Source organism: Nitrospinota bacterium (assembly GCA_016208975.1).
In the GTDB taxonomy this organism is placed as follows: Bacteria; Nitrospinota_A; UBA7883; order UBA7883; family JACRLM01; genus JACQXA01.
Map to the genome: position 1 here is coordinate 592,924 of JACQXA010000004.1, position 22,704 is coordinate 615,627.

General features: G+C 55.6%; 28 protein-coding genes. 11 read left to right on the top strand and 17 right to left on the bottom strand.

The features are described 5' to 3' along the window. The first annotated feature begins 132 nt into the window (after nt 1–132). The 10 genes from HY751_06415 (at nt 133) to HY751_06460 (ending at nt 8,388) form a co-directional block, all read left to right on the top strand. Nucleotides 133–1,485 carry an ABC transporter substrate-binding protein gene (locus tag HY751_06415; protein MBI4666022.1) on the top strand — a complete coding sequence of 451 codons (1,353 nt, stop codon included), beginning with the start codon at nt 133–135 and terminating at the stop codon, nt 1,483–1,485. Nucleotides 1,486–1,582: 97 nt separating this feature from the next. After that, nucleotides 1,583–2,458 (top strand): branched-chain amino acid ABC transporter permease, encoded by an 876-nt coding sequence (locus HY751_06420; GenBank protein ID MBI4666023.1) that lies wholly within the window; start codon nt 1,583–1,585, stop codon nt 2,456–2,458. A 4-nt stretch (nt 2,459–2,462) separates the two neighbouring features. Further along, nucleotides 2,463–3,473: a branched-chain amino acid ABC transporter permease gene (locus tag HY751_06425; GenBank protein MBI4666024.1), complete on the top strand. Its 1,011-nt coding sequence runs from the start codon at nt 2,463–2,465 to the stop codon at nt 3,471–3,473. Beyond that, complete coding sequence (locus HY751_06430) at nt 3,470–4,192, top strand: ABC transporter ATP-binding protein (protein ID MBI4666025.1); 723 nt, start codon at nt 3,470–3,472, stop codon at nt 4,190–4,192. Before HY751_06425 ends, HY751_06430 begins: the two co-directional genes overlap by 4 nt. Next, nucleotides 4,185–4,889, top strand: coding sequence for an ABC transporter ATP-binding protein (locus tag HY751_06435; protein MBI4666026.1), 705 nt, complete (start codon nt 4,185–4,187; stop codon nt 4,887–4,889). Before HY751_06430 ends, HY751_06435 begins: the two co-directional genes overlap by 8 nt. 19 nt (nt 4,890–4,908) lie before the next feature. Beyond that, complete coding sequence (locus tag HY751_06440) at nt 4,909–5,598, top strand: CBS domain-containing protein (GenBank protein MBI4666027.1); 690 nt, start codon at nt 4,909–4,911, stop codon at nt 5,596–5,598. 275 nt (nt 5,599–5,873) lie between these two features. Further along, entirely contained in the window at nt 5,874–7,154 is a 1,281-nt protein-coding gene (locus HY751_06445; protein ID MBI4666028.1) for a hypothetical protein, read from the top strand. A gap of 16 nt (nt 7,155–7,170) precedes the next feature. Further along, nucleotides 7,171–7,563 (top strand): cytochrome c, encoded by a 393-nt coding sequence (locus HY751_06450; GenBank protein MBI4666029.1) that lies wholly within the window; start codon nt 7,171–7,173, stop codon nt 7,561–7,563. Then, nucleotides 7,560–8,171, top strand: coding sequence for a NapC/NirT family cytochrome c (locus HY751_06455; protein ID MBI4666030.1), 612 nt, complete (start codon nt 7,560–7,562; stop codon nt 8,169–8,171). The genes HY751_06450 and HY751_06455 overlap by 4 nt, the downstream gene beginning before the upstream one ends. Further along, nucleotides 8,155–8,388 carry a hypothetical protein gene (locus tag HY751_06460; protein ID MBI4666031.1) on the top strand — a complete coding sequence of 78 codons (234 nt, stop codon included), beginning with the start codon at nt 8,155–8,157 and terminating at the stop codon, nt 8,386–8,388. The genes HY751_06455 and HY751_06460 overlap by 17 nt, the downstream gene beginning before the upstream one ends. 28 nt (nt 8,389–8,416) lie before the next feature. Here HY751_06460 and HY751_06465 read toward each other — a convergent pair whose 3' ends face one another. Both HY751_06465 and HY751_06470 read right to left on the bottom strand, forming a co-directional pair. Further along, on the bottom strand, nt 8,417–10,201 hold the full coding sequence (locus HY751_06465) for a menaquinone biosynthesis decarboxylase (GenBank protein ID MBI4666032.1): 1,785 nt from the start codon (nt 10,199–10,201) through the stop codon (nt 8,417–8,419). A gap of 35 nt (nt 10,202–10,236) precedes the next feature. Further along, nucleotides 10,237–11,760, bottom strand: coding sequence for a 2,3-bisphosphoglycerate-independent phosphoglycerate mutase (locus HY751_06470; GenBank protein MBI4666033.1), 1,524 nt, complete (start codon nt 11,758–11,760; stop codon nt 10,237–10,239). A 230-nt stretch (nt 11,761–11,990) separates the two neighbouring features. Between HY751_06470 and HY751_06475 the strand changes: the two genes are divergently transcribed. Further along, entirely contained in the window at nt 11,991–12,158 is a 168-nt protein-coding gene (locus HY751_06475) for a hypothetical protein (protein ID MBI4666034.1), read from the top strand. Nucleotides 12,159–12,313: 155 nt separating this feature from the next. On the opposite strand, the gene HY751_06480 is transcribed toward HY751_06475, so the two are convergent. The 15 genes from HY751_06480 to HY751_06550 form a co-directional block, all read right to left on the bottom strand. After that, a complete protein-coding gene (locus tag HY751_06480) occupies nt 12,314–12,766 on the bottom strand; it encodes a thioredoxin fold domain-containing protein (GenBank protein MBI4666035.1) in 453 nt (150 codons plus the stop codon). 15 nt (nt 12,767–12,781) lie between these two features. Further along, a complete protein-coding gene (gene soxB / locus HY751_06485; GenBank protein MBI4666036.1) occupies nt 12,782–14,479 on the bottom strand; it encodes a thiosulfohydrolase SoxB in 1,698 nt (565 codons plus the stop codon). 76 nt (nt 14,480–14,555) lie between these two features. Continuing rightward, on the bottom strand, nt 14,556–15,338 hold the full coding sequence (gene soxA / locus HY751_06490; protein ID MBI4666037.1) for a sulfur oxidation c-type cytochrome SoxA: 783 nt from the start codon (nt 15,336–15,338) through the stop codon (nt 14,556–14,558). Between the two features lie 17 nt (nt 15,339–15,355). Beyond that, entirely contained in the window at nt 15,356–15,685 is a 330-nt protein-coding gene (gene soxZ / locus HY751_06495; GenBank protein ID MBI4666038.1) for a thiosulfate oxidation carrier complex protein SoxZ, read from the bottom strand. Between the two features lie 18 nt (nt 15,686–15,703). Next, nucleotides 15,704–16,159 (bottom strand): thiosulfate oxidation carrier protein SoxY, encoded by a 456-nt coding sequence (gene soxY, locus HY751_06500; protein MBI4666039.1) that lies wholly within the window; start codon nt 16,157–16,159, stop codon nt 15,704–15,706. Nucleotides 16,160–16,194: 35 nt separating this feature from the next. After that, nucleotides 16,195–16,671, bottom strand: a complete 477-nt coding sequence (gene soxX, locus HY751_06505; GenBank protein ID MBI4666040.1) for a sulfur oxidation c-type cytochrome SoxX — start codon at nt 16,669–16,671, stop codon at nt 16,195–16,197. Beyond that, nucleotides 16,668–17,255 carry a thioredoxin fold domain-containing protein gene (locus HY751_06510; protein ID MBI4666041.1) on the bottom strand — a complete coding sequence of 196 codons (588 nt, stop codon included), beginning with the start codon at nt 17,253–17,255 and terminating at the stop codon, nt 16,668–16,670. Before HY751_06510 ends, soxX begins: the two co-directional genes overlap by 4 nt. A gap of 153 nt (nt 17,256–17,408) precedes the next feature. Beyond that, a complete protein-coding gene (locus tag HY751_06515) occupies nt 17,409–17,918 on the bottom strand; it encodes a HyaD/HybD family hydrogenase maturation endopeptidase (GenBank protein MBI4666042.1) in 510 nt (169 codons plus the stop codon). 16 nt (nt 17,919–17,934) lie between these two features. Beyond that, nucleotides 17,935–18,501, bottom strand: coding sequence for a hypothetical protein (locus tag HY751_06520; GenBank protein MBI4666043.1), 567 nt, complete (start codon nt 18,499–18,501; stop codon nt 17,935–17,937). Continuing rightward, nucleotides 18,480–18,710, bottom strand: a complete 231-nt coding sequence (locus tag HY751_06525; protein MBI4666044.1) for a hypothetical protein — start codon at nt 18,708–18,710, stop codon at nt 18,480–18,482. The genes HY751_06520 and HY751_06525 overlap by 22 nt, the downstream gene beginning before the upstream one ends. A gap of 75 nt (nt 18,711–18,785) precedes the next feature. After that, on the bottom strand, nt 18,786–19,217 hold the full coding sequence (locus HY751_06530; GenBank protein MBI4666045.1) for a HEPN domain-containing protein: 432 nt from the start codon (nt 19,215–19,217) through the stop codon (nt 18,786–18,788). Next, entirely contained in the window at nt 19,204–19,521 is a 318-nt protein-coding gene (locus HY751_06535) for a nucleotidyltransferase domain-containing protein (GenBank protein ID MBI4666046.1), read from the bottom strand. The genes HY751_06530 and HY751_06535 overlap by 14 nt, the downstream gene beginning before the upstream one ends. 60 nt (nt 19,522–19,581) lie before the next feature. Then, the gene (locus tag HY751_06540; GenBank protein MBI4666047.1) at nt 19,582–20,238 is read right to left on the bottom strand and encodes a hypothetical protein; all 657 of its coding nucleotides are present in this window, start codon (nt 20,236–20,238) and stop codon (nt 19,582–19,584) included. 87 nt (nt 20,239–20,325) lie between these two features. Further along, nucleotides 20,326–21,018: a cytochrome b/b6 domain-containing protein gene (locus HY751_06545; protein MBI4666048.1), complete on the bottom strand. Its 693-nt coding sequence runs from the start codon at nt 21,016–21,018 to the stop codon at nt 20,326–20,328. An 18-nt stretch (nt 21,019–21,036) separates the two neighbouring features. Then, nucleotides 21,037–22,701: a nickel-dependent hydrogenase large subunit gene (locus HY751_06550; GenBank protein MBI4666049.1), complete on the bottom strand. Its 1,665-nt coding sequence runs from the start codon at nt 22,699–22,701 to the stop codon at nt 21,037–21,039. Between the last annotated feature and the right edge of the window lie 3 nt (nt 22,702–22,704).

Genomic DNA, 22,704 nt, shown 5'->3' on the forward strand with positions numbered 1-22,704 from the left:
AGTGCCGCGGAAAGGCTTAAGCTCCCCGGCCAAAACACCCCCACCACATAATGCGCCCGGCGCCCGGCATTGGACGCTGGTTTCTCCTTTAGATGTCTTAATATTCACAACAATCTATCTTGAAGGTGGAATATGAAGAGGTCAGGCGTTATCGGAACTGTTTCCGGCTGTTTGGCGGCCGCCGCCGTTTTCCTTATGCCGGGGCCGGGCGTTTTCGCCGCGGAACCCGTCAAGGTGGGCATAGTGCTTCCCCTTACCGGCTCGGAAGCCAATTTCGGGGAGATAGAAAAGCAGTCTTTCGAAATGGCGGTGGAGGAAATAAACGCCAAGGGGGGCGTAAAGGGCGCCCCGATAAAACTTATTATCGAGGATGACCAGAGCAAGCCGGACGTGGGGCGCAACGCGATCGAAAAACTTATCCAGCAAGACAAGGTGGCGCTGGTGGGTGGCGGGTACAGTTCATCGGTCACCGCCGCCATGGCTGGCGTGGCCATCAACAAATCGTTCCCCCTGCTCATTAATACAGGCTCGGCGGACAACATAACCGAGCCCTCCTCCTACACCCCCAGCGGGCAGATGGCGACCAAGAAAAAGAAACAGATGGATGAGGAGAAAGACCCCGCCAGGAAGGCGGAGCTGAAAGCGGAAATGGACGCGCTTAAGGCCAAATCTGGCGAGGAAGTGGCCTCCATAATGCCGCGTTACTCCATTTTCAGGCTCAACCCGCCCGCCAGCGAATACGCCGACGGCATCGAGGGGTTCCTTAAAGAGGTGGTAAAACCGGCCACCGCCGTTATCCTTTACGAGAACAGCCTTTTCGGCACATCTTCGGCTTCCAACGTGGAGGAGCGGTTCAAACGGCTTGGAATAAAAATCCTCATCAAAGAGGGTTACGACAAGACCACGCTGGACTTCAAGCCAATCCTCTCCAGGGTTAAGCAGGAGAACCCGGACATCATCTACATGGTCTCCTACTCCAACGACGCGGCGCTGTTGATGAACCACTCCATGGAGTTGAAACTTAATCCGAAACTTTTCGTCGGCGGCGGGGCCGGGTTCACCCTGCCGGAGTTTTATGAAAGCGCCGGGAAAGCCGCAAACAAGGTGATCTCGGCCACGCTGTGGCACCAGTCATTGCCCCATCCCGGGGCCAGGCAGTATTTCGACAACTTCGTGAAGCGGTACAAGAAGGACACCGAATATCACGGCGCCGAGGCCTACGCGGCCATGTATGTGATAGCCGACGCGCTTAAACGGGCCAAGTCCCTGGAGCCGGTGGATGTCAAGAAAGCCCTGGCCGCGACGGACATGATGACGGTTTTCGGGCCGGTTAAGTTCGTTTCCGAAGGGAAGAAGGTAAACCAGAACAAAATGGATACCTACGTTGTGCAATGGCTTGGCGGCAAGCTGGAGGTGATCTGGCCCAAGAAGTCCGCCACCGCCAAATACGCTTATCCGGTGGACTGGGCCAAGGAACGCAAGTAAAAGCTATTTCATTCCCGCGGGGCTGGAGCGCCAGCTTCGCGGGGTGTCTTTTCGGCTGTGACCCGGTGGATCAACCGTTCACCTTTGCAGGTGGCAGATGGACCTATTCCTTCAAACCCTTGTGTCGGGTTTTCTGAAAGGAGGGCTTTACGCTCTCATCGGCATGGGGATGACCCTGATAATGGGCGTGATGGGCATTATCAACCTGGCCCACGGCCAGATAATGATGGTGAGCATGTATCTCACTTACTCCCTGTTCACCCTGCTGGGCATAGACCCGTACCTGTCCCTGTTCCTGGGCGCTCCGGTGATTTTCACCTTGGGCCTTCTAATACAGCAACACCTGCTGAATCCTCTGCTGAGGGTGGAGACCATCCTTCCCGAAAACCAGGTGCTGATGACCGTGGGGATAGGCATGGTCCTCACGGAGATAATGCGGTTCATATTCAGTTCCGACTTCAAGTCCGTCAAAACCCCTTACTCCAACGCCACGATATTCTGGGGCGAAATATCTTTCAGCGTGCCGCTGATGATAGATTTCGCCATCGCCGTGGCGCTGACGGCGGCCCTCTTCTTTTTCCTGGTCAAGACGGACCTGGGCCGGAGCATCCGCGCCACGGCGCAAGACAGGACCGCCGCGTCGCTTATGGGGGTGGATACGGAGCGGATAACATACATAACCTTCGGCATAGGCTCCGCCCTGGCGGCGGCGGCGGGCACTCTGCTTATGCCCATTTTCTACCTGTACCCGGACATGGGCGGCCCCTTCACAAGAAAAGCGTTCGTCATATGCATACTTGGGGGGCTGGGCTCCACGGTGGGGGCCATTTTCGGCGGCATAACGCTGGGATTGGCGGAAGCTTTCGGGGCAACCTATGTGGGGATGGAGTACGAGGACATGATTGGGCTGGTGATATTCCTGCTGGTCCTGCTCTTCCTGCCCGGCGGGTTCCGGTGGCTCACAAAGGCTTAGGGGCATGTTGAAAACGGGCTGGCTCCCATTGCTGATAGCCACGGCGTTGATGGCCCTGCTACCGCTTTTTGTGACCAACGACTATTACCTGCACCTGATAATCCTCACGCTGATGTGGGTGGTGATAGGCTCCGCGTGGAACCTTCTTGCCGGATACACCGGGCAGGTGTCTTTCGGCGACGCGGCTTTTTTCGGTTGCGGGGCCTATACGGCGGGCCTGCTGACAACACATCTGGGCTGGTCGGCCTGGTGGGGGCTTGCGCTGGGCGGGATAACGGCCACGCTTATAGCCTTCCCCTTTGGCTGGATATGTTTCAGGCTCCGGGGGGCCTATTTCGCTTTGGCCACGCTTGCGCTCAACGAGGTGATGCGCCATATCGCCACCATCTGGGAATCCTTCACCCAGGGGATGGTTGGGATCATGATAATGCAGACGTTCATTTCCAAGTTGCCATATTATTACATCGCCCTGGCGCTGGCGGCGGGTTCGGTGGCGCTGGTAAAACTGGTTATGGCCAGCAAGCTTGGCTATTATTTCATATCCATCCGGGAAGACCAGGACGCCGCAGAGAGCATTGGGGTGGACACCCATTTCTACAAAATGGTATCGCTTGGCATAGCCGCCGCCCTCACTGGCGTGGCGGGGGCGCTCTATATGAACTACATGGGCTTTATAGATCCCCATGTGGTTTTCTCACTCCACGACATTTCCATAATGGCCATCCTCGTGGGCATAGTGGGCGGAGTGGGAACCATATACGGCCCCACGGTTGGCGCTTTCATAATGGTGCTGACGCAGGAAATGTTCCGCACGGGGGCTTTCGGGTATTTAGAGGCCGGGGCAAAAGCGGTGGACTGGCAATGGCTCATCACCGCCACCGGATATGTCACCAAGGCGCACATCCTTGTATTCGGCGTACTTGTGGTGATGGTCATCCGGTTCATGCCCAACGGCGTTGCGGGTGACTTTCCCAAGCTCTTCCGGCTTTTTTCAACGGGCAGGAAAACGGCATGAGCTACTTCCAACTGGAGAGCGTGGTTAAGTACTTCGGCGGTCTGGCCGCCGTGAACAGCGTGAGCCTTGAAGTTAACAAAGGGGAGATTTACGGCCTCATCGGCCCTAACGGCTCCGGCAAGACCACCATATTCAACCTTATCTCCGGATTCCACAAACCAACCTCCGGGCGGATATATTTCAAGGGGACGAGGATAGACGGATTGAAGCCCCATAAGGTGAACCGGTTGGGCATAGCCCGCACTTTTCAGGTGGTGCGCCCGTTAAAACGGATGACCGTGGAGGATAACGTGATAGCCGCCACCTTCGCGCGGACAGGCTCCATAAGCGAGGCGCGGACCATGGCCCACACGGCCCTTGAGTTCTGTGGGTTGTCGAAAAGGAAAGAGATGATCGCAGGGGGCCTAACCATAGGCGACAGGAAACGGCTGGAGATAACCCGGGCCCTTGCCACCAAACCGGAGCTCATCCTGCTGGACGAGACTTTCGCCGGGTTAAACCCCTCCGAGCAGAATGAGGCCATAGGGCTTATCCGGAAGATAAAGGACTCGGGGGTGACCATAGTCATCGTCGAGCACATAATGAAGGTGATCATGTCCATATCCGACCGGGTGCATGTGATCAACTTCGGCCAGACCATCGCTGAAGGAACACCGGCCCAGGCCGTGTCGAACCCGGCGGTGGTGGAGGCTTACCTGGGGGAGCCTTACAATGCTTAAGGTGATGGGGGTGGACGCGTTCTACGGCGACATGCAGGCGTTGTGGGACGTTTCGTTCGAGGCGGAGAAGGGGGAAATAGTGGCCCTTCTGGGGGCCAACGGCGCGGGCAAGTCCACCTGCCTTAGCGTGATATCCGGCCTTCTGCGCCCGGCCAGCGGCGCCGTGGAGTTCGACGGGATCCGGCTGGACCAAATCCCGGCGGATAAAATACCACGCCTGGGAGTGGCCCACGCGCCAGAAGGAAGAAGGCTATTCGCCGACATGACCGTGGAGGAGAACCTTGCCATGGGCTCCCTTTCCCCCGAAGCGCGGCGAAAAAGGAAAGAGACCATGGAATGGGTATATGCCCTGTTTCCAAGGCTCCGGGAACGGATGAAACAGGCCGCTGGCACCTTGAGCGGAGGGGAACAGCAAATGGTGGCCGTGGGCAGGGGGCTAATGTCCCTTCCAAAGTTATTCATGCTAGATGAGCCCTCGTTGGGCCTGGCTCCGCTCCTGGTGAAGGAGATTTTCCGCATCATAAAAGTTATTAACGAAAGCGGGGTCACCGTTCTTCTTGTGGAGCAGAACGTTAAGCACAGCCTGGCCATCTGCCACCGGGCTTACGTGCTGGAGAACGGGCGGGTCACATTAAGCGGGCCGGGCCGGGAGCTGGCCGAGAACGCTCACGTTAAAGAGGCTTATCTGGGGCTATAGATTTTTTCCGGGAGGCGCCATGCTGATAAACGACTGGATGACCAAAAACGTGATAACGGCGGACGACGAGATGTCCATAATGCAGGCGTCGGCCATCATGAGAAGCAAGAGCATCCGTTACCTGCCAATAGTGGACGCCGCGGGCAGGCTTGCCGGAGTTGTGACCGACAGGGATTTGAAGGCGGCGGCCCCTTCCAAGGCCACCTCGCTGGACGTGTTCGAGCTCCACTACCTGCTGGCCAATGTGGAGGTTAAAGAGATAATGACCCGCAACGTGATATGGGCCCGCCCGTCGGAGACTGTGGAGTTGGCGGCGGTGCTGATGATAGACAACAAGATTTCGGGCATGCCGGTGGTGGACACGGAAATGAGGGTGGTGGGGGTCATCACCCAGGTGGATATTTTCAGGGCGCTGGTGACAATCACCGGAGCGTACCAGGACGGCGTGCAGTTCGCCTTGAACCTCGATGACCGGCCGGGCTCTTTAAAAGAAGCGGCGGACGAGATACGGGCTCACGGTGGAAGGATCGTTAGCGTGTTGACGCATTACCCAAATGCGGGAGGGGGGCTCAGGGAGGTCTATTTCCGCATCCACCGGGTGGAGCCGCCGAAGCTTGCTGAACTGAAGGAGGCGCTGGCTTCTAAATTCCGCCTGTTAAACGTGGTGGAGGATTTCGTTGAGGAAACGCGGAGAAGGCGCAAGAAGTAACCACGATCGCGGGCGGATAGGCTCTATTGGCCCGGGAACGCGGCTAATTACTTGACTATTTTTACCAGCGGGCATACATTTTTATTATTGTGCGGATCCAATGCCGGAACAATTTAGGAGAGATATGGAATAAAAGTTTGCATTCGTCCAGTCCTGACCAGCGGAAGAGTTACTGAGGGAAATTGGCGCGGAATGATGGGCGGTTAGCCCAAGGGGTCACGACGCGCAGGCTACTTCTTCACGGGGCGCTTTAAAGGATTGAGAGGAGTACCGCAATGCACACTTCAAGGACAGCGCCGGCCGCAGGCGCCGGATTACTTGCTACTTTCATCTTTCTTTCATCAACCTTCCTGATTACCCACGACGCCAACGCGCTCTCGCAATGGGCAAGAAAATACAAGACATCCTGTTTCACCTGCCACACGGCATTCCCACGGCTGAATTATTACGGGGAACGGTTCTTGTGGAACGGGTATCAGGATCCGGACAATGAACAGCCCGACGGCGACCTGATGAAAAAGGTGATAAACAACGAGTTGGTCCTAGATGATGTGACAAACCTGCTGGGATTCAGGCTGAACCTCACGCCGTTCAGGCTAAGAGAAAAAGCGCTGAACCTCGGCGGGGACGAAAAAGACCAGATCACCATAGGCGGGCCGGACTGGATACAGTTCTTCGTGGGGGGCTCCATATTCAAGAACGCGGCTTTCTTCATGGAACTGGAGTTCGCCGGGGAGACAGTCCACTACAACTGGTGGCATTTGAGCTACCACAACATGTTCGGCACACCGGCAGTGAACTTCCAGCTGGGCAACGTGTCGGCGCTGGAATTTTCCGCCCAGACGGACAGGCTACGGATTTTCCCCAACTACTCTTCCCCTCTTTACGCCGTTAAAACCTCCAATGGCACCGGTGACGACAGCCTTGGCATAAGCCAGGCCCGGCCGGCGATCCAGTATTATGGATACGCGGGGCCGGCGCTGTGGTGGGCCGGGGTAAGCTCCGGCAAGACCGCCGCCGACGTGAACGACAAGATGTTCTACTGGGGCGGGCTCCGCTACACCGTAACCGAAGATATGGAGAGCGCCATAGAGGGGAGCAGTGTAACCCTATGGGCCTTCCAGGGGGAGGACGGGAAGAACACCGCCGCGTCGGACACCGTGTCCGCCTCTTACCTCACTTCCACCAGCAAGAGGTACCAGGCGGCTGGTAACCTGCGGTGGAGGGATATTGACGTCATCGGAAGCTACGTATGGGGCGACGATGAGGACGGAAAGCTTTCAACCTCCGCCAATGACAAGTTCGAATTCAAGGGTTACAGTTTCCAGGCGGCCTGGCAGATAAACAAGATGTGGTACACGGGAGTGATGTACGACAAGGTGGAGAAAGACACCGGCTCCGGATTCACGGTGAGCGACCACCAGGTGATCCCGCAGATATCGTTCCTGCCCAAGGAAAACATGCGGCTGGGTTTCTACGTTAAGTTGGACATCAACGACGAGACTGGGCACACGAAGAAGAACGACTATTGGGTCAACTTCAGGGTGATGTTCTAAGTTGGAGGCTTCCCCAATGAACGCTATTACCAGGATCGCCGTTGCGGCGGCATCCGTCTGGCTATGCTCGTCACCCCCGGCGCTGGCCGGGGATGACGGCAAGACCTTATTTATAAACGAGGGTTGTGTAAACTGCCATTCGGTGAAATCGGCAGGCATTACAGTGATGGAATCCGCCGAGGCGAAGGAGGAGTTGAAAGAGCAGGCGGCGGAAGGGGCCAAGGCTCCGCCGGACCTCTCCGGTTTGGCGGCGAAGCGTGACGCTGATTTCCTGGACAAGTACCTTCGCAAGAAGATAGCCATTGACGGCCGCAAACACAAGAAGAGGTTCAAGGGGAGCGACGCGGAGCGTGAAACGCTTATCACGTGGATCTTGGCCCTTAAACCAGCCGCCGGGCAGGGTAAATGAAACTGGCGCTCCTCCTGCTTGCCATGTGTAACGCGGGCTTCATCGCTATCTTGTGGAAAGAGTGGGGCTTGCTAGGCGGGGGCGCCAGAAAACTTCTTGCCTTCATAAGCCTTGGGGTGTTCCCTTTGGTGTGGGGGGCCGGGGTGCTGGGCCAGGGGCTGGAAGAGGCGCAGAAGGTGGCATTCTGCGCCCAGTGCCACGTCATGACAGATTACGTGAAAAGCCTGGAGGTGGACGATGACGAGCCGCTGTCCGCCTTCCATTACCAGAACAACCTGGTGCCCAAGGAAAAAGCCTGTTTCGCCTGCCACACGCAATACACCATGTTCGGCCCAATACGGGCCAAGCTACAGGGGCTGAGCCATCTTTACGTTTATTACATCAAGGGCGCTCCGGCGGGAAAGATCAGCCTTTACTCCCCATACGATAACCGGGAATGCTTGAGATGCCACGAGTCGTCCCGGAAATATCAAAAACTGCGCATGCACAACAAGCCGGAAGAGATGTTCAAGAAGCTTGCGGACAATAAGCAATCATGCCTCGCCAAGGGTTGCCACGACCTGGCCCATCTTATCGAGGAGGAGGAATCAGATGACTCCGCAGGATGAGCAAGCGGCAGAAGCGGCAGGGATACCACGGGGAATGAAAACAGCCCTGATTACCAACATGGCCGGGATGGTTTTCATGTTATTGTCGCTTTACGCCAAAAGCCCGTTTCAGTTTGTAGTGACGCTTGTCTCCGGCACCGGTTTTCTGCTGGCAAGCTTTGCGTTATGGCTATGGATGGTGTTCACCGAAGCGCGTGTTAAAGGGATGTTCAGATGATGGCGGTTGGGTTTGACCGCCAGGCCCTTTAAAGCCCCAGCCGGGGCCACATTTCGTTAACCCTCGTTTTCACCGCCGGGATCATCTCAAGATCGTCTGGCCATTCCCTTGGGTGCCCCTCCTCCACCAGTTTTTTTGTGGCGTCTATTATCATGCGGCCATCCTCGAAAACCATGTCCCGCCGGGGATCCACGTTGTTGAAAAATTTCCAGAGCGCCACGGAATAGTTCGCCGGGTCTATTTCTTTATCCAGAGCGATCACTATTTTTATCGAGCGGGCCGTATCCGCCTTAAGCGCCTCAGACGGGATCCTGCGCCCATCGAAAGGCGCCCGCTTGTCCACAGCGATAATGGCCAGTGGATTGGCTACGTCCTCATACGGTATGGCCCAGGAGATTACATCGGCCCTCTGCCGCAAGGCGTTGATGAAGGGTTCCAATGGCCTGCCACCCCAATATTCCGGAGCCTTCCGGGATTCCCCCTCCACCGGCGACGTTACATCTATCCCCAGCTTGGCGCCATACAGGGCTTTTGGCGCCGAATGGTCCAGCACGTCCAGTACCCCTTCGGAGATAGTGATATCTTCCTCCATGTTCAGCCTGTTGAGCAGGACATGCGCCACCTCGGCGTAATCATGCACGTTAACCCCGGCGTCCATGGTCATTATCATCTTGGCGAAACTCATCTGCCCCGCGCCCCATAGCGAGCTCATGAGCTGTTTGGCGTTGGCCGGGTACCGCTTCTTCACCGACACGATGACGCAGTTATGGAAAACCCCCTCCCAAGGCAGGTCGTAATCCACAATCTCCGGATGGAGGGTTTTGAGCAACGGCAGGAATATGCGTTCGGTGGCTTTCCCCATGTAACAGTCTTCCATGGGGGGTTTGCCAACGATGGTGGTCGGATAAATGGGATTCTTCCGGTGGGTAATGGCGGTTACATGGAATACCGGGTACATACCGGTAAGCGAGTAATAGCCGGTATGGTCGCCAAAAGGCCCTTCCAGCCTCGTCTCGTCCGGGTTCACATACCCTTCAATAACTATCTCCGCCGTCCGGGGAACCTCAAGGTCCACCGTGCGGCATTTCACAAGCTCCACCCCTTTGCCCCGGATGAAGCCAGCCAATAGAAGCTCGTCCACCCCAGGCGGCATGGGCGCCGTGGCGGAGAATATCACCGCAGGATCGCACCCCAGGGCCACGGCCACTTCCATCCGCTCCCCTCTGGCGCGATGCTGGTCGAAAAACCGCGCGCCGTCTTTATGGATGTGCCAGTGCATCCCCGTGGCGCGGGCGTTATAGACCTGCATGCGGTACATCCCCACGTTGCGCCGGCCGTCCACCGACTTTGTAAAGACACACGGCAGGGTGATGAACCTTCCGCCGTCATCGGGCCAGCATTTCAAAACGGGAATGGCGGTAAGGTCCACATCCCCTTCCAGCAATACAACTTCCTGGCAAGGGGCGTTTGCGTCGTTCACGGTTTTAGGTGTGAACCGGGCCATCTTGAAAAGAGTGGGCAACATGGCCAGTTTTTCCTGCCACGTTTCAGGGGCTTTCATCTTGATGAGCCAGTCCAACCCGGCGGCGATTTTCTCCACATCGTCCACGCCAAGGCTTGCGGCCATGCGCTTGCGGGATCCGAAAGCGTTGATGAGGACCGGCATGGAAGAGCCTTCCACGTTCTCGAAAAGCAACGCCTTCCCCCCGCCGGGCATTTTGCTCACCCGGTCGGTTATCTCGGTTATCTCCAGCTCCGGCGAGACTTTTTCGCTAATGCGCACAAGTTCCCCCATCTGCTCCAGATGGGCCATGAATTCGCGGATGGAGTCGAATCGAATCGTGTTAATCACTCCAGCAAACTCTTTCCTGTCATTTCTTCCGGTTGTGGCAGTCCCAGAAGTTTTAGCATCGTAGGCGCGATGTCCGCCAGCCTGCCGCCTTCCCGCAATTTAAACCCGCCGGGGCCTATGTAATAAAACGGCGCCGGGTTGGTTGTGTGTGCGGTCATGGGTTTGCCGTTCTCCACCATGCATTCTATATTGCCATGGTCGGCGGTGATTAAAAGGTGCGCTCCGGTTTTAGCGCAGGCTTCCACTATGCGCCCCACCTGGGTGTCCACCACGTTCACGGCTTTCAACGCCGCCTCCCATATGCCGGTATGCCCCACCATGTCGCCATTGGCCAGGTTCACTATAATCACGCCGAAATTGCCGGACTCCACCGCTTCCACCACCCCGTCGGTCACTTCAGGGCAACTCATCTCCGGCTGGAGGTCATACGTGCGCACCCGGGGGGATGGCACCAGCTTGCGGGACTCCCCCTCGAAAGTGGTCTCCATCCCGCCGTTGAAGAAAAAGGTGACGTGGGCGTACTTTTCCGTTTCCGCCGTGCGGAACTGTTTTAATCCGTTCCGCGCCAGAACCTCCCCCAGCCCATTCTTGGGGATATGGGTTCCATAGGCAACAGGCAAGGGAAACTTGGCGTCGTACTCCGCCAGACAGGTGATAGAGACCCTTGGAAACGCCTGCCGGGGAAACTCCGCGAAGGCCGGGTCGAACAACGTCCGGGTGATCTCCCGCATCCTGTCGGCCCGGAAGTTGAACATTATCACTTCGTCGCCGTCCGATAGCGTGCCCACCGGCTCGCCATCGGCGCCTGTGATAACCGACGGCTCCACGAACTCGTCTGTCACTTTCCGCGTATAGGAATCGGCCATGGCTTCTTGCGCCGTGGCAAATTTTAAACCCGCTCCCCGGGTCAGACAATCGTGGGCTTTGTTCACCCGTTCCCACCGGTTGTCCCGGTCCATGGCGTAGAACCGGCCAGTCACCGTGGCTATCTTGCCCACGCCCTTGGCGGCTATTTGGGCTTCCAGCTGTTGAATGTACCCCAATCCCGAGTCCGGGGGAGTGTCTCTGCCGTCCATGAATGCGTGGACGAACACATTAGAAAGCCCATGGCGCTTGGCCAAGTCCAGAAATGCGTAAAGGTGCTCGATATGACTATGTACGCCCCCATCGGAAACCAGCCCCATAAGATGCAACGCGGAGCCTTTCTTGACCGCCCGTTCCACGGCGGATTTTAACGCCTCGTTCTCGAAAAAAGAGCCGTCCCGGATGGAGACGGTCACCCGGAGAAGGTCCTGGTACACCACACGGCCCGCGCCAATGTTAAGATGCCCCACCTCGGAGTTGCCCATTTGCCCCGCAGGAAGCCCCACTTGCTCGCCGGAGGCGTCTATGGCCACATAAGGGCGCTCTTTGTCCAGCCGGTCGAACAGCGGGGTTACGCCCTGTGCGATGGCGTTCCACTGGGTATCTTTTGATATTCCCCATCCATCCAGGATTAGAAGAACTACGGGACGAGCCATGGGTATTGATTCTCCTTATGGTTCAAGATTCACTCTACTATCCGCCAAGGCCCCCGTCAACGCTCCAAAAAAAGCCCCCAAGCCCGGCCCGCGTAACTAGACCGCCAAAACCCTGGCTTTTTTAGACATGGATATTCAACAAGTTACACAAGAGTCCAAGGCATCCCCCAATAATACAGAAAAGGATTATATTTAAGGTAGGAATAAGGACCCTTATAAGGAGATCTGTCATGGCAACTACGTTGCACCATTTCGGGGAAGGTCATCCTGAGGATTTAGCCCACCGGGATGAGAGCGTTCCAATATTGGTGGTGGTGTTTGGCATGGGAATTTTCGCCGCCGCCCTGATGTTCGTGATAATGCTAGGGATGTACACAACCACCTTGTACGGTGGTTGACCGGCACATCGTGATTTTTTGAAAGTAAGCCGCCCGAGGGGCCGGGGGTAAGAAGAGAGCGTATTAAATTTTCTAAACACCCTGCCCCGATAGGGTAAGGCCATCAGGAAGTTGGTGATGGCCTTTTTTATTGCCCAGCGTCATCACAGATAGCGTTAACCACCCCTTGCCAGACGTTCCAGGTATTTCTCGAAACTCTCTTCAACGTAATGCTTCCGGGTAACGTACTTTAACATCTCCAAAAAATCCCGGGTCTCGAAAAACCCACGGATGCGGGCTATCTCGTTTCCTTCGGATGTTTTGAAGACCAGCGTCGGATAAATGTCCACCCCCTGCTCCCTGGCCAGCTGTTGTTGAGGTTTCCCGCCTTTGCCCGGGTCCACCGGCGCGTTGGACGAAATGTTCACACGCACAAAGTTCAGGGTTTTTAGTTCCCCCAGCACGGTTTGGTCTTTCAGCGGCCCGGCTTCGAACCTTGCGCAATATATACAACCCTGCTGGAAAAAATATAGCGCCGTTATTTCCGGGTCCGCCGTCTTTGCGGAATCCGCATACGCCCCGGCGCCCGCGAGCAGAGCCAAAATCACCGCGCCCAATAACTTCCTCACAACCACTCCAAATCTTTACGCGCCCACAACCCGGACGTTGGACGTAACCGGGGCGGACACTTTGCCGCGGCTACGGATATACTCCGCTACCACGTCATACACAGGGGCGGATTCCGGCCGAAGGTTCTCGCCGGCCCGGTGGAGATTGCCACCCCACGCCGAAAGCTTATATTTGCGTTGAGCCTCCAGCGGTTTGCCGTTCACCAGAACGTTATGCAACCTGTCGAAAGGCTCGCCGTTCACGTGGCAATCGTAAGTCACGCCCAACAGGCGGCTCATGTCGCCCCCTTGCTGGAAATAAGGATCGCGGTTGAACACGTTGTCCACCACGTCCTCCAATATCAGCTTCAGCTGTTCCCCCTTCATGTCGAAGGTGTAAACGTTGGGGTAAGTGACGGCGGTCATGTCGTAAACGTCGTCCATGGTTATTGGCGCCCCCGCCGGGATGGTGGAGCCCCAGCGGTAACCGGGGGAGAAGACTATCTCCGAGTCATATTTTGAGCGGATGGACTCCATTATCACGTGGTCGAACGTTCCATAAAATGTGTCGCGCCGGTAAAGAGTGGTCTCCGCCACGCCCAGCTTCTCGGATAGCTTTTGGGCGTATGGGGCGTAGGCCCGGTCTATCAGCGATTGCATCTCCCCGTCCGGTTCGATGGATTGGGAAAGCACGGGGATGAGTTTGTAACGGTACTTTCCCACCTTGCCGTTTTTCACTTCCGCGTCTATCCGGCCCAGGAATTTCCCGTGGGTACCCGCCTGCGCCACAACCGTTTTGCCGACGATGATGGGCGCGTAAACCGCATCGTGCGTGTGGGCGGAGATTAGGAAATCAATACCGGATACCTGCGAGGCCAGTTTCTTGTCCACCTCCAGCCCGTTATGGGAGAGCGCCACCACCACGTCCGCCTTCTTGTCCCGGACCTCGTTCACATAAGCTTGCATCCGTTCCGGCTGTACGCCGAAGGTGAGCCCCGCCGAGAGGTCCCCCGGATGGGCTATGGGCACATACGGGAAAGCCTGGCCGATAACGGCCACTTTAACGCCGCCGCGTTCGTAAATTTTGTACGCGGGATAGACCATCTCGCCCCAGTCCGCGTCACGGATGTTCTGGGCCAGGAAATCCCCCTTCAACTCACTTACGCGTTGATCCACCTTGTTTCTGCCGTAGGTGAACTCCCAATGGGGAGCCATGGCGTCCACCCCTAGCAGATTTTGCGCCTCCACCATGGCCTTGCCCTCGGTCCACATGGCCACGGCGGTTCCCTGCCAGGTATCGCCGCCGTCCAGAAGTAGAATCCTGTCGGCCCCCCGGCTCTTCCGGGCGTTTTTCACCAAAGTGGCTATATGGGCGTATCCGCCCATCTTTCCGTATTTTTTCGAAAGCTCCTCGAAAGCCACGTTGGCCCCGAAATAAGCCCCAACCGAGCCTTTTTTTACCTTGTAATAGTTCAGGAAATCCTCACCGGTAAGATGCCCCGGGGTCTTGTTCATGTTGGACGGCCCTATGTTTATGGAAGGCTCCCGGTAATAGTGGGGTTTTAGATGGCCGTGGGGGTCGGTGACAAATAACAGGGTCAGATTGCCCAGCGGCTCAAACTCCAGGAATTTTTCCGGATCCACAGCCGCCAGCGCCTCCAGCGGGTCCGTGGTGGCCAGCAGGCCCGCCGCCGCCGCCAGATGCATAAAGTCCCTACGGGTAAGGTTGGACATGTGCCCGCTCCATAAAAAAACCCGGGAACCCCTTTATAGCTGGGTGTCCCCGGGCCGGTTTAACAAATCAGGATACCTAGCGCACCCAGCCCGGTGTTTCCATGGGACTGCCGTTGGCCAGCGATGTCACATAAAGCTCCAGCGCGGTCATGCGATAGTCACCCATGGGGAAGGGCGCCAATCGCGCGTTGCTCATGCATTGCTGGAACCGCCTTTGCAACTGCGTGGTCTCGCCATTCACCATGCGATAGGCCGGCCAATGGGCCGCCGCGCCGTTAATCTTGTTCAGCGCCTGCATACGAAGAGTGGAACCCACCAGATCCTCGTGGCAAGTGGCGCAGGCCAAATTGCGCTGGCCCCGCCGGGTGGCGAAAACCTTTCTGCCCAGATCGAAGGTATCTTTGGCTTCACCGCCAGTTGAGACGTTCACCTTCATCCCTTTGGACAGGGAGCGCACATAGAGGGATATGCCCGTCATGGTGGCGGACTTCATCTCCAGCTTCTCGGCCCCCATCCCGCCGGTTACGCACATGTTGATGCGGTCCTCCAAGGTGACGACCTTTTTGGCCGAGGCTATCCATTTGGGGAAAGTGGCCGCGGAGCCTTTCAGGCTCTTCTTTGCCGCTGGCCCCTCATGACACGCGGCGCAGGATGTTTTCTTTTCACCCTGTTCTTTTCTAAAGAACGCCTCGCCCGCGTCCACATCCGCGTCGGCGGGGTTGATCCCCGTTCTATACAACGCCATATCCGCGTCGGATATGGAAGTGGTGACCCCCGCCTCCTGGGCCATAATGGCCGGAGAGAACGCCACGATGGCGGCGAGCGCCGCCGCTACTGCCGGAACGAACCCCTTCATCATTGCCGGGCCTCCTTTGTTTAGGCTAAAGTGACGTCCGCACTCTGCTCGAAAACGCCACCCTTGTTGTCTTTCCAGGTCATCTTCAGCTTGCCGGGCTTGTCGGTCTTCAGGCTGTATGAGAAATACGGGTCTTTGCTGATGGAGCCGCCCGTCTTTATCTCGTACACCGCCTCGCCGTTGAACTCCACCTTCACGCTCTCGATGAAATAGGCGGGTATTACCTTGCCTGTCTTCTCATCTTTCACAAACCCAGTGTCGTTTGGGTGGATGATTATGGACTGTATCTTCGCGGTCTCCCCCTTGCTCATCTTCTGGAGCCGTATTATGGCTTTACCTATATCGGCCATTTTTATAAACCTCCTTTTTTAACCGCAACCGCCGATGGTGACCTTCACGGTCTTCGTGTCGCCATGGAGCGCCCCCTTGGCGTCGTAGGCGTAGGCCCGCACGTTGGATGTTTTCCTCATCCTTATCCTGGCGCCGATAGCGCCGTCTCCGGCGTATTTGGCGTTTACTTTAGCGTCTATCACCAGGGGGGAGGGGTTCTCATCCACAATCAGGATCACCCGAGCCGGGGTGAACCCCTTGGCCTGTATGGAAACCGGCACCACCGCGCCATTCTCAGCGATAGTGGGGGCCTCCAGCGTCAACGCCCCCTTTGCCGCCTCTTTGCCACCCGTGGCTTCCTTTATGGCCGCGTCCGCCTTGGCTTTCTGCTCCGCCGCTTCGTCGGCGAAGGCTAGGCCTGGGCCGCTAAAAGCCGCCGCCGCGCCCGCCGCGCCGGCGATCTTCATAAAATCCCTTCTGCTAACCGATTTCATCCCTGTCCCTTTCCTCAATAACTCCTGGTAAAAGGTTATTTCAACGATTCTAAAAACGCCGCCACATCCGCCACCTGCTCCGCGCTCAACACGCTGGTGGTGATTGTGGGTGGCATGACGGTATCGGGGTTGTCCACCCTGGAGTCCGCGACTTTCTGGTAAATCCAGCTGGATGTGCGTTCTTTGCCCAGGTCCTTTTTGTACTTCACCAGCGACGGGCCGATGTTGCCGCACCCTTTCACCCCATCGGCGCAATGGCAGGCGGCGCAGTTGCCCTGGTTCACGTCTGAAAAAATCTTAAACCCGTTTTCCTTTGAAGATGTGTATCCGCCCGGGCTTTCATAATTTTTGGCTGGGGCCGGGATGTCTGGGAAAAGTTCCGCGTCACTCATCTTCAGCGCCTCCACCCCCAGCTTGGCGTCCTTTTTCTCCTGAGCCCACCCCTGGGGAGACAACGCCGCCGCCACGACGAATAGCGCCGCCACAAAGGTCATTACCAAGGTCTTTCTCATTCGGCCCCCTCCTTCGTTTCCGGTTTGAACCAATGGTATCTCAAAAACTCCTGAAAACTCATTTTCCCGTAATGCCCCTCCCGGGCGTAAACCATGGCGGCCTTGAAATGTGGAGCCTGCCAAAACCCGGGGAGCCGGAAAGTCTCCCTGCCTTCCTTGTCGAAAAACACCACCGTAGGTGTGTAGATAACTTTCATTTGCCCGGCGAAACTCTTTTCGGTGAACGGCTTCCCGGCGAAATCCCCCATTTCCTTTGAACCAAAAATGTTCACCTCCATCGGATGGAACTTTTCGGACAGCGTCTTTTTTATCTCCGGCGCACTTAAAACCTCTTTCTCCATTCTTTCGCAGTATGGGCATCCCTCTTGCCAGAAATAGACCATCAGGGTACTTCCTTCGGAGTTGGCAATCCCCAACTCCTCTGGCATGGAGCCAAAATGTAACTTAAAAACCCCTGTGGCGTACGGATCCGCCGCAAATCCGGGGCCGGGCAGAACGACAAGTAAAAATAGCGCCAGAGCCACAAAGCGCCTTACGCCCTGCGGAATGAAAAGCCCGCCCACGGTAAATACGCCTGGTGTCATACCAATCCCAGTGGTTGCGCCAACATCTTGATAATACTGGTTGTTCTACGCCACGCCCGGCTTTTAAACCCCTAAACCGGGGATGGATACGGCTAACTTCGCATGATAGGACGATTCTAACTTCAACTAGATGCGGAAGGCGGCGAAAAGATTCTAAAGAATATTCACTTTGGCTTTTTGGACCGGAACAACGCCCAGCTTTTTGAGTTCATCCAGCGCCATGGCGGTCAAATCTTCCAAGCGGGATTTGATCAGGCTGGACAACTCCATGGTGTAGGTTTTAATGTCGTGCGGTTTGACCCCGATTATGGTGACCGTTTTGGGTAACGCATCGTCCAACTCGGCCAAGGCCAGGCATTCTACGAAACCCACATCGTGGATGGACATTTTTTTGGGGATTACCCGTTTAAAATCCTCCGCTGAATAACGGTAGAGCGTTCCCGGCTCCCCCGGGCCGTCCACCGCATCCACCACTATCACATGGGTGGACTCTTCGATGTACGGTAGCAGGTAAAGCCCTGTGGCCCCTCCATCCACCAGGTTCACGTTGGGGGGAAATTCATATTCGGCCAGCAGTTTTTCAATGACCCGCACCCCGACCCCTTCGTCGCAGAGAAGGAGGTTGCCGATGCCGAGAATGGTGATGAAAGGGGAGAGGGTCATGTTTATTTATCCTAATTTAAACTGGCTCGGCTTCTTTTATCAAACGGTTCATTAGAGCCGTTATCCCCAACTTTTGCGCCCATGTTTTCATATAGTTAAAATCCAGCGTGGCGTATTGAAGTTCATACACCCTCAGCGCGTCCGTAAATTGTTTTTCGCTTCCGCCAGCCAGCATACCCCAACGCAATTTCATCAATATGGTGTCTTCAGGAGTGGAGATGTCTATCCCAACACCAAAAATGGTTTCCCTGATTTTTCTCTCAAACCGGGACCTGTCGAAGTCGTTCTCCGTAAGAAGCCAGAAATCAATCCTGTCACCGCTTTCCAAGTCTAGCATGTTGAACATGCCATTCTGGGAAATGGCTTTTTTGATGCTTTCAACATCAACGTGGTACCTGGGTGGCGGAAACGCATCCGCCAAATTAATCACGTCCTCCCGATTTACTGAAACAACAATATCTATGTCATGGGTAGAGCGGGGTTCCCCTTGAAGACTGGAAACCAGGGAGCCGGTAATCATGTAATCGATGGAAAGAGCGTCCAGCGACCGGACGGCTTTAATCAGTAATTCCTGTTGTGACATTTATCCAGCCGTTTCAACAGCTCTTCGCGAAACTCTTTCTCGGCAAGGCCTTTGAACTTTTTCCTTAATCCTTGAATGAATAGTTCCCTTGAGAAATCGGAAAGCTCAAAAGCTTTCATAAGCCTTTGTTCCGGTGTCATCCGCCGGAGCGTCTTGATATAAAGCCGGTGGTTGGGGCGCTCTTTCATGTCCATGCCGTCATTATACATCCCGGTTGCCGATGCCGAGAATGGTGATGAAAGGGGAGATGGTCATATTGCTAGCAAATCCCATATTTTAAGACATTATGCATGCCGATGGGCGCTCCTCAATATCCCCTTTGGAAACATCTTCCTTGCGGCATTTCTTACGCGGCGCGCTATGGTTACCGCTTTCCTGGCTTCATTCAATGTTATAGGCTCATAATCGCCTGGATACCGTGTTATGGTTGCATATTCTGTCAATACGTCCTGCTCTTCATCGCTGATTGGCAAATTAATGCTTTTTGGCAACAGAGCTAACAGATTCGCTATGCTGTGAATTCCAGGAAATTCCACGCCGTTCATTGTTAACACGGCTTTCCGATATTTTTCTACGCATTGTTGCGCATGGAAGCACACAGTATCAGTAGGACATTTGGATCCGAGCTTCAAAGTGTGAGCGGCGTTTATCAGATCGTTTTCAGCCTTGGAAATCCATTCGCGGGCGACTTTTAATAGGCGCTCACGGTTTTGCATACAGAACCTTGCCCTCTTTGTATGCGGGGCGCTCCAAGGTGCCAGGCACTTCCTTGCGCCACTCGAACTCTTCCGGGGTGGTCACTATCACATTCTTTGGCGCTGTTATGTTATGCAAGGCTCTTCTTATTTCCAATTGTTTGGTCCGTTTTGAGCCAACCACATTCATGACAACCATAATGTCCACATCGCTGTCCGGGCCAGCCTCACCTCTGGCATGAGAACCAAAAAGGATAATCTTGTCCGGGTGGAAGCGGGAAGCTATCCGCCTGGCCATCTTTTCTATGGTTTTAATGTAGCTCATATTAAAAATTTAGAAGCCACAATTAAGCGCCCTGTATCCAATAAGCATTCACGACATTCATCAGCGGCATGATCGCGGAGAGCCGCAAAGCTCGATATCATGACGACCATTGTCATCCCAATTGATCTTAATATCCACATTTTGTGGTTTCTCGTCCTTTTGGTAAAGACTAATGTGCAACACGGTGTCGCCACCCTCGTTTTTCAACAAGGAATATTCAGGGATGTCTCTGCCCACCGAAGCGCAAAGCCACAAAGTATTGTTGAGGCACGGGGAGGCGATATCCAAATACGCCGTATGATTGGTGAATATATTTCTGCCTGATATTCCAGGTCTTTCTTCAAATGGCGAATGTGTCCATTTTAAGGGGACTGGCATGAAATTTTGTCTTAACGAATTATTTTCGCAAATACTCTCCACAATGGCATAAACATCCAGCGCATATGCGCTCCCCTCGTTTTTTACTGGAAGGCGAAAGACCAGTTCACGCTGGAAGTTCATTTGCCTTCCGTGCGACTGACCATGTTTAACTATACTTTTTGGTATTAATTTAGGCTTATTTATTAATTTATTAACTTCCTCCTTTAATCCTACCCAAAGCGCAACAATGGTGGCGTCAAACGTGGCAATAGCGGAAAATTTGTTGGTGTCCTCTAGGAACATGTAAAAAAAACAATCCGTCAGAATAAGGGCCACACCAACCAATAAATTCCACATATTTTTCCCCAATATGCATCAATAGTCCATTTTAGGGTTTGCTGACGAAGGAGGCATCAAGAAGGGCTGGCGGTTTCCGCGCCTCACCTACTCCACGTCCCGGTACTTGTACCCGCCCACGATGGCGGCGATATGGCCGTCGCGCCAGATAATGGTTTTGGCCACCTGGATATACACGTGGAATATCACGCCGGAGACGGTTATCCACATCATGACATGATGCACCCAGCGCACGGCCTGGTCGCCACCAAGCACAAACGTTATCCAGTCGGTACTGAGATGTATCAGGGATGTCCACCAGTAATCGGCGGGAAGGGCGTGGACGTACAGCTGGAACCCGGTGAGAAGCTGTAACACCATGGTGAGGTGCAGGGCAAGGAACAGTAGCCCGTCAAACGGGTCCACATGCCGGTAGAACGGGGGTTTCGAAAAGGTCATATAGCTCTTCACTATTTTTATGGCCCCTTTCACGCGTGAGGGAAGCGGAAGAAGCTCGTACCAGTCCCGGTGGTAAAGGCTCATGAACGCCAGGTAGAACCGGACGATTATGGCCACGTCCAGCGCCATGGCGGCGAAGAAATGGTACAGCCGGATGTCGGCCATGACGGTGGCCTGGTACGCTTCTCCCTCACCCACCAGTCCCGTGGGATTGCCCATGTAATAACCGGTGGGAAGCAGTACCAGCACCGAGAAGAAGATAATCCAGTGCAATAGCCGGTTTGAAAAATTGCGCACGTAAACCAGCTTCTTCTTCTGCGGCGATATGTGCCTGGCGATCATGGCCCGATCCCTCTTTCCTTAAACCACCCTTGTTTCGTAAACCTCGTTGCTGACGGGGTCTATAACGTGCACGGAGCAGGCCAGGCACGGGTCGAACGAATGGACGGTGCGCAATATTTCCAGCGGCCTCTTGGGATCCGCCACGGGAGTGCCGATAAGCGACGCCTCGAACGAGGAGCGTTGCCCCGTATGGTCCCGGGGGGAGCCGTTCCACGTGGTGGGAACCACCAGCTGGTAATTCTTTATCTTGCCGTTGCCTATCTCTATCCAGTGGCCAAGGGCGCCGCGCGGAGCCTCCACCGTGCCGTACCCCTGGGCGGACATGGGCATGCTGTAATCGGCCACGGTTTCCAGATCCCCTTTCTTCACATTGGCGATAAGCTCGTTCACCCAGCTTTCCATCTGGTTCACCATTATCTGGGTCTCAATGGCCCGGGCGGCTGTCCTGCCCAACGTGGAGAATAAAATCTCCGGCCCCACATTGAGATGTTTCAGCGCGCCGTTCACAGCGTCCACCGTGGCCTGGTGGCCGGAGGCGTAGTTCACCAGCATACGGGACAACGGGCCCACTTCCATGGCAGTCCCGTCGTACCTGGGCGTTTTGAGCCATGAGTATTTGCCGTCGGCTTTATCTGTCTCCACGCCGGTGTACCAGGGGCTCGTCTGCCCCACGGAAGGATGCAATGGACTGCCCGTGTCGTACTTGTACCATGAGTGGGTCACGTCTTCGGTAATCTTGGCCACATCCACCGGCTGGGCCTTGGAAATGTCCCGCTCGCGCACCGTGCCGCGCGGGTACCACTGGTTTTCGGGCCCGCCGCCCACCTTGGTGGGGTAATCGCCATACGCCAGGTAATTTTTCAGCCCGCCGCCGATACCGGCCCATTCCAGATAAAACGGCGCTATGGCAAGAACGTCCGGCACATAAACGTTATCTATGAATTCCTTCATGTCCTTAAGCAGGTATAGGAACTCCGCTATCCTGCTGGGCGTAAAGTCCGCCACGCAGGTAACGCCCCCCACCACCAGGGTCTGGATATGAGGGTTCTTGGCGCCGAAAATGGCCATCATCTGCCGCGCCTTGTTCTGCAGTTTCAGCGCGTAAAGGTAATGGGACACCGCCAGCAGGTTCACCTCCGGCGGCAGTTTCATAGCCGGATGGCCCCAGTAACCGTTGGTGAACGGCCCCAACTGGCCGCCTTCCACAAATTTTTTCAGCTTGTCCTGCGTGGCCTTGAAATCCCCAGCGCCGCTGGCCGGGGAGTGGGGGTTTATGGCCGAAGCCAGGTCCGCCGTCTTCTTGGGATCCGCCCCCAGCGCCGAAACCACGTCCACCCAGTCCAGCGCATGCAGATGATAGAAATGAACAGGGTGGTCGTGGATCATCTGGGTGCCTAAAATAAGGTTCCTTATGATCCTGGCGTTGTCCGGGATGGTAACGCCTATGGCGTTCTCCACCGCCCGCACCGACGCCACGGCGTGCACGGCCGTGCAAACGCCGCACACCCGCTGGGTGATATACCACGCGTCCCTCGGGTCGCGGTCTTTTAAAAACACCTCGAACCCGCGCCACATGGTGCCGGAACTCCAGGCGTCTTTAACCCGGCCGCCTTCAATTTCCACCTCAATGCGGAGATGGCCCTCAATCCTGGTTATCGGGTCAATTACATGACGCTCACCCATGGC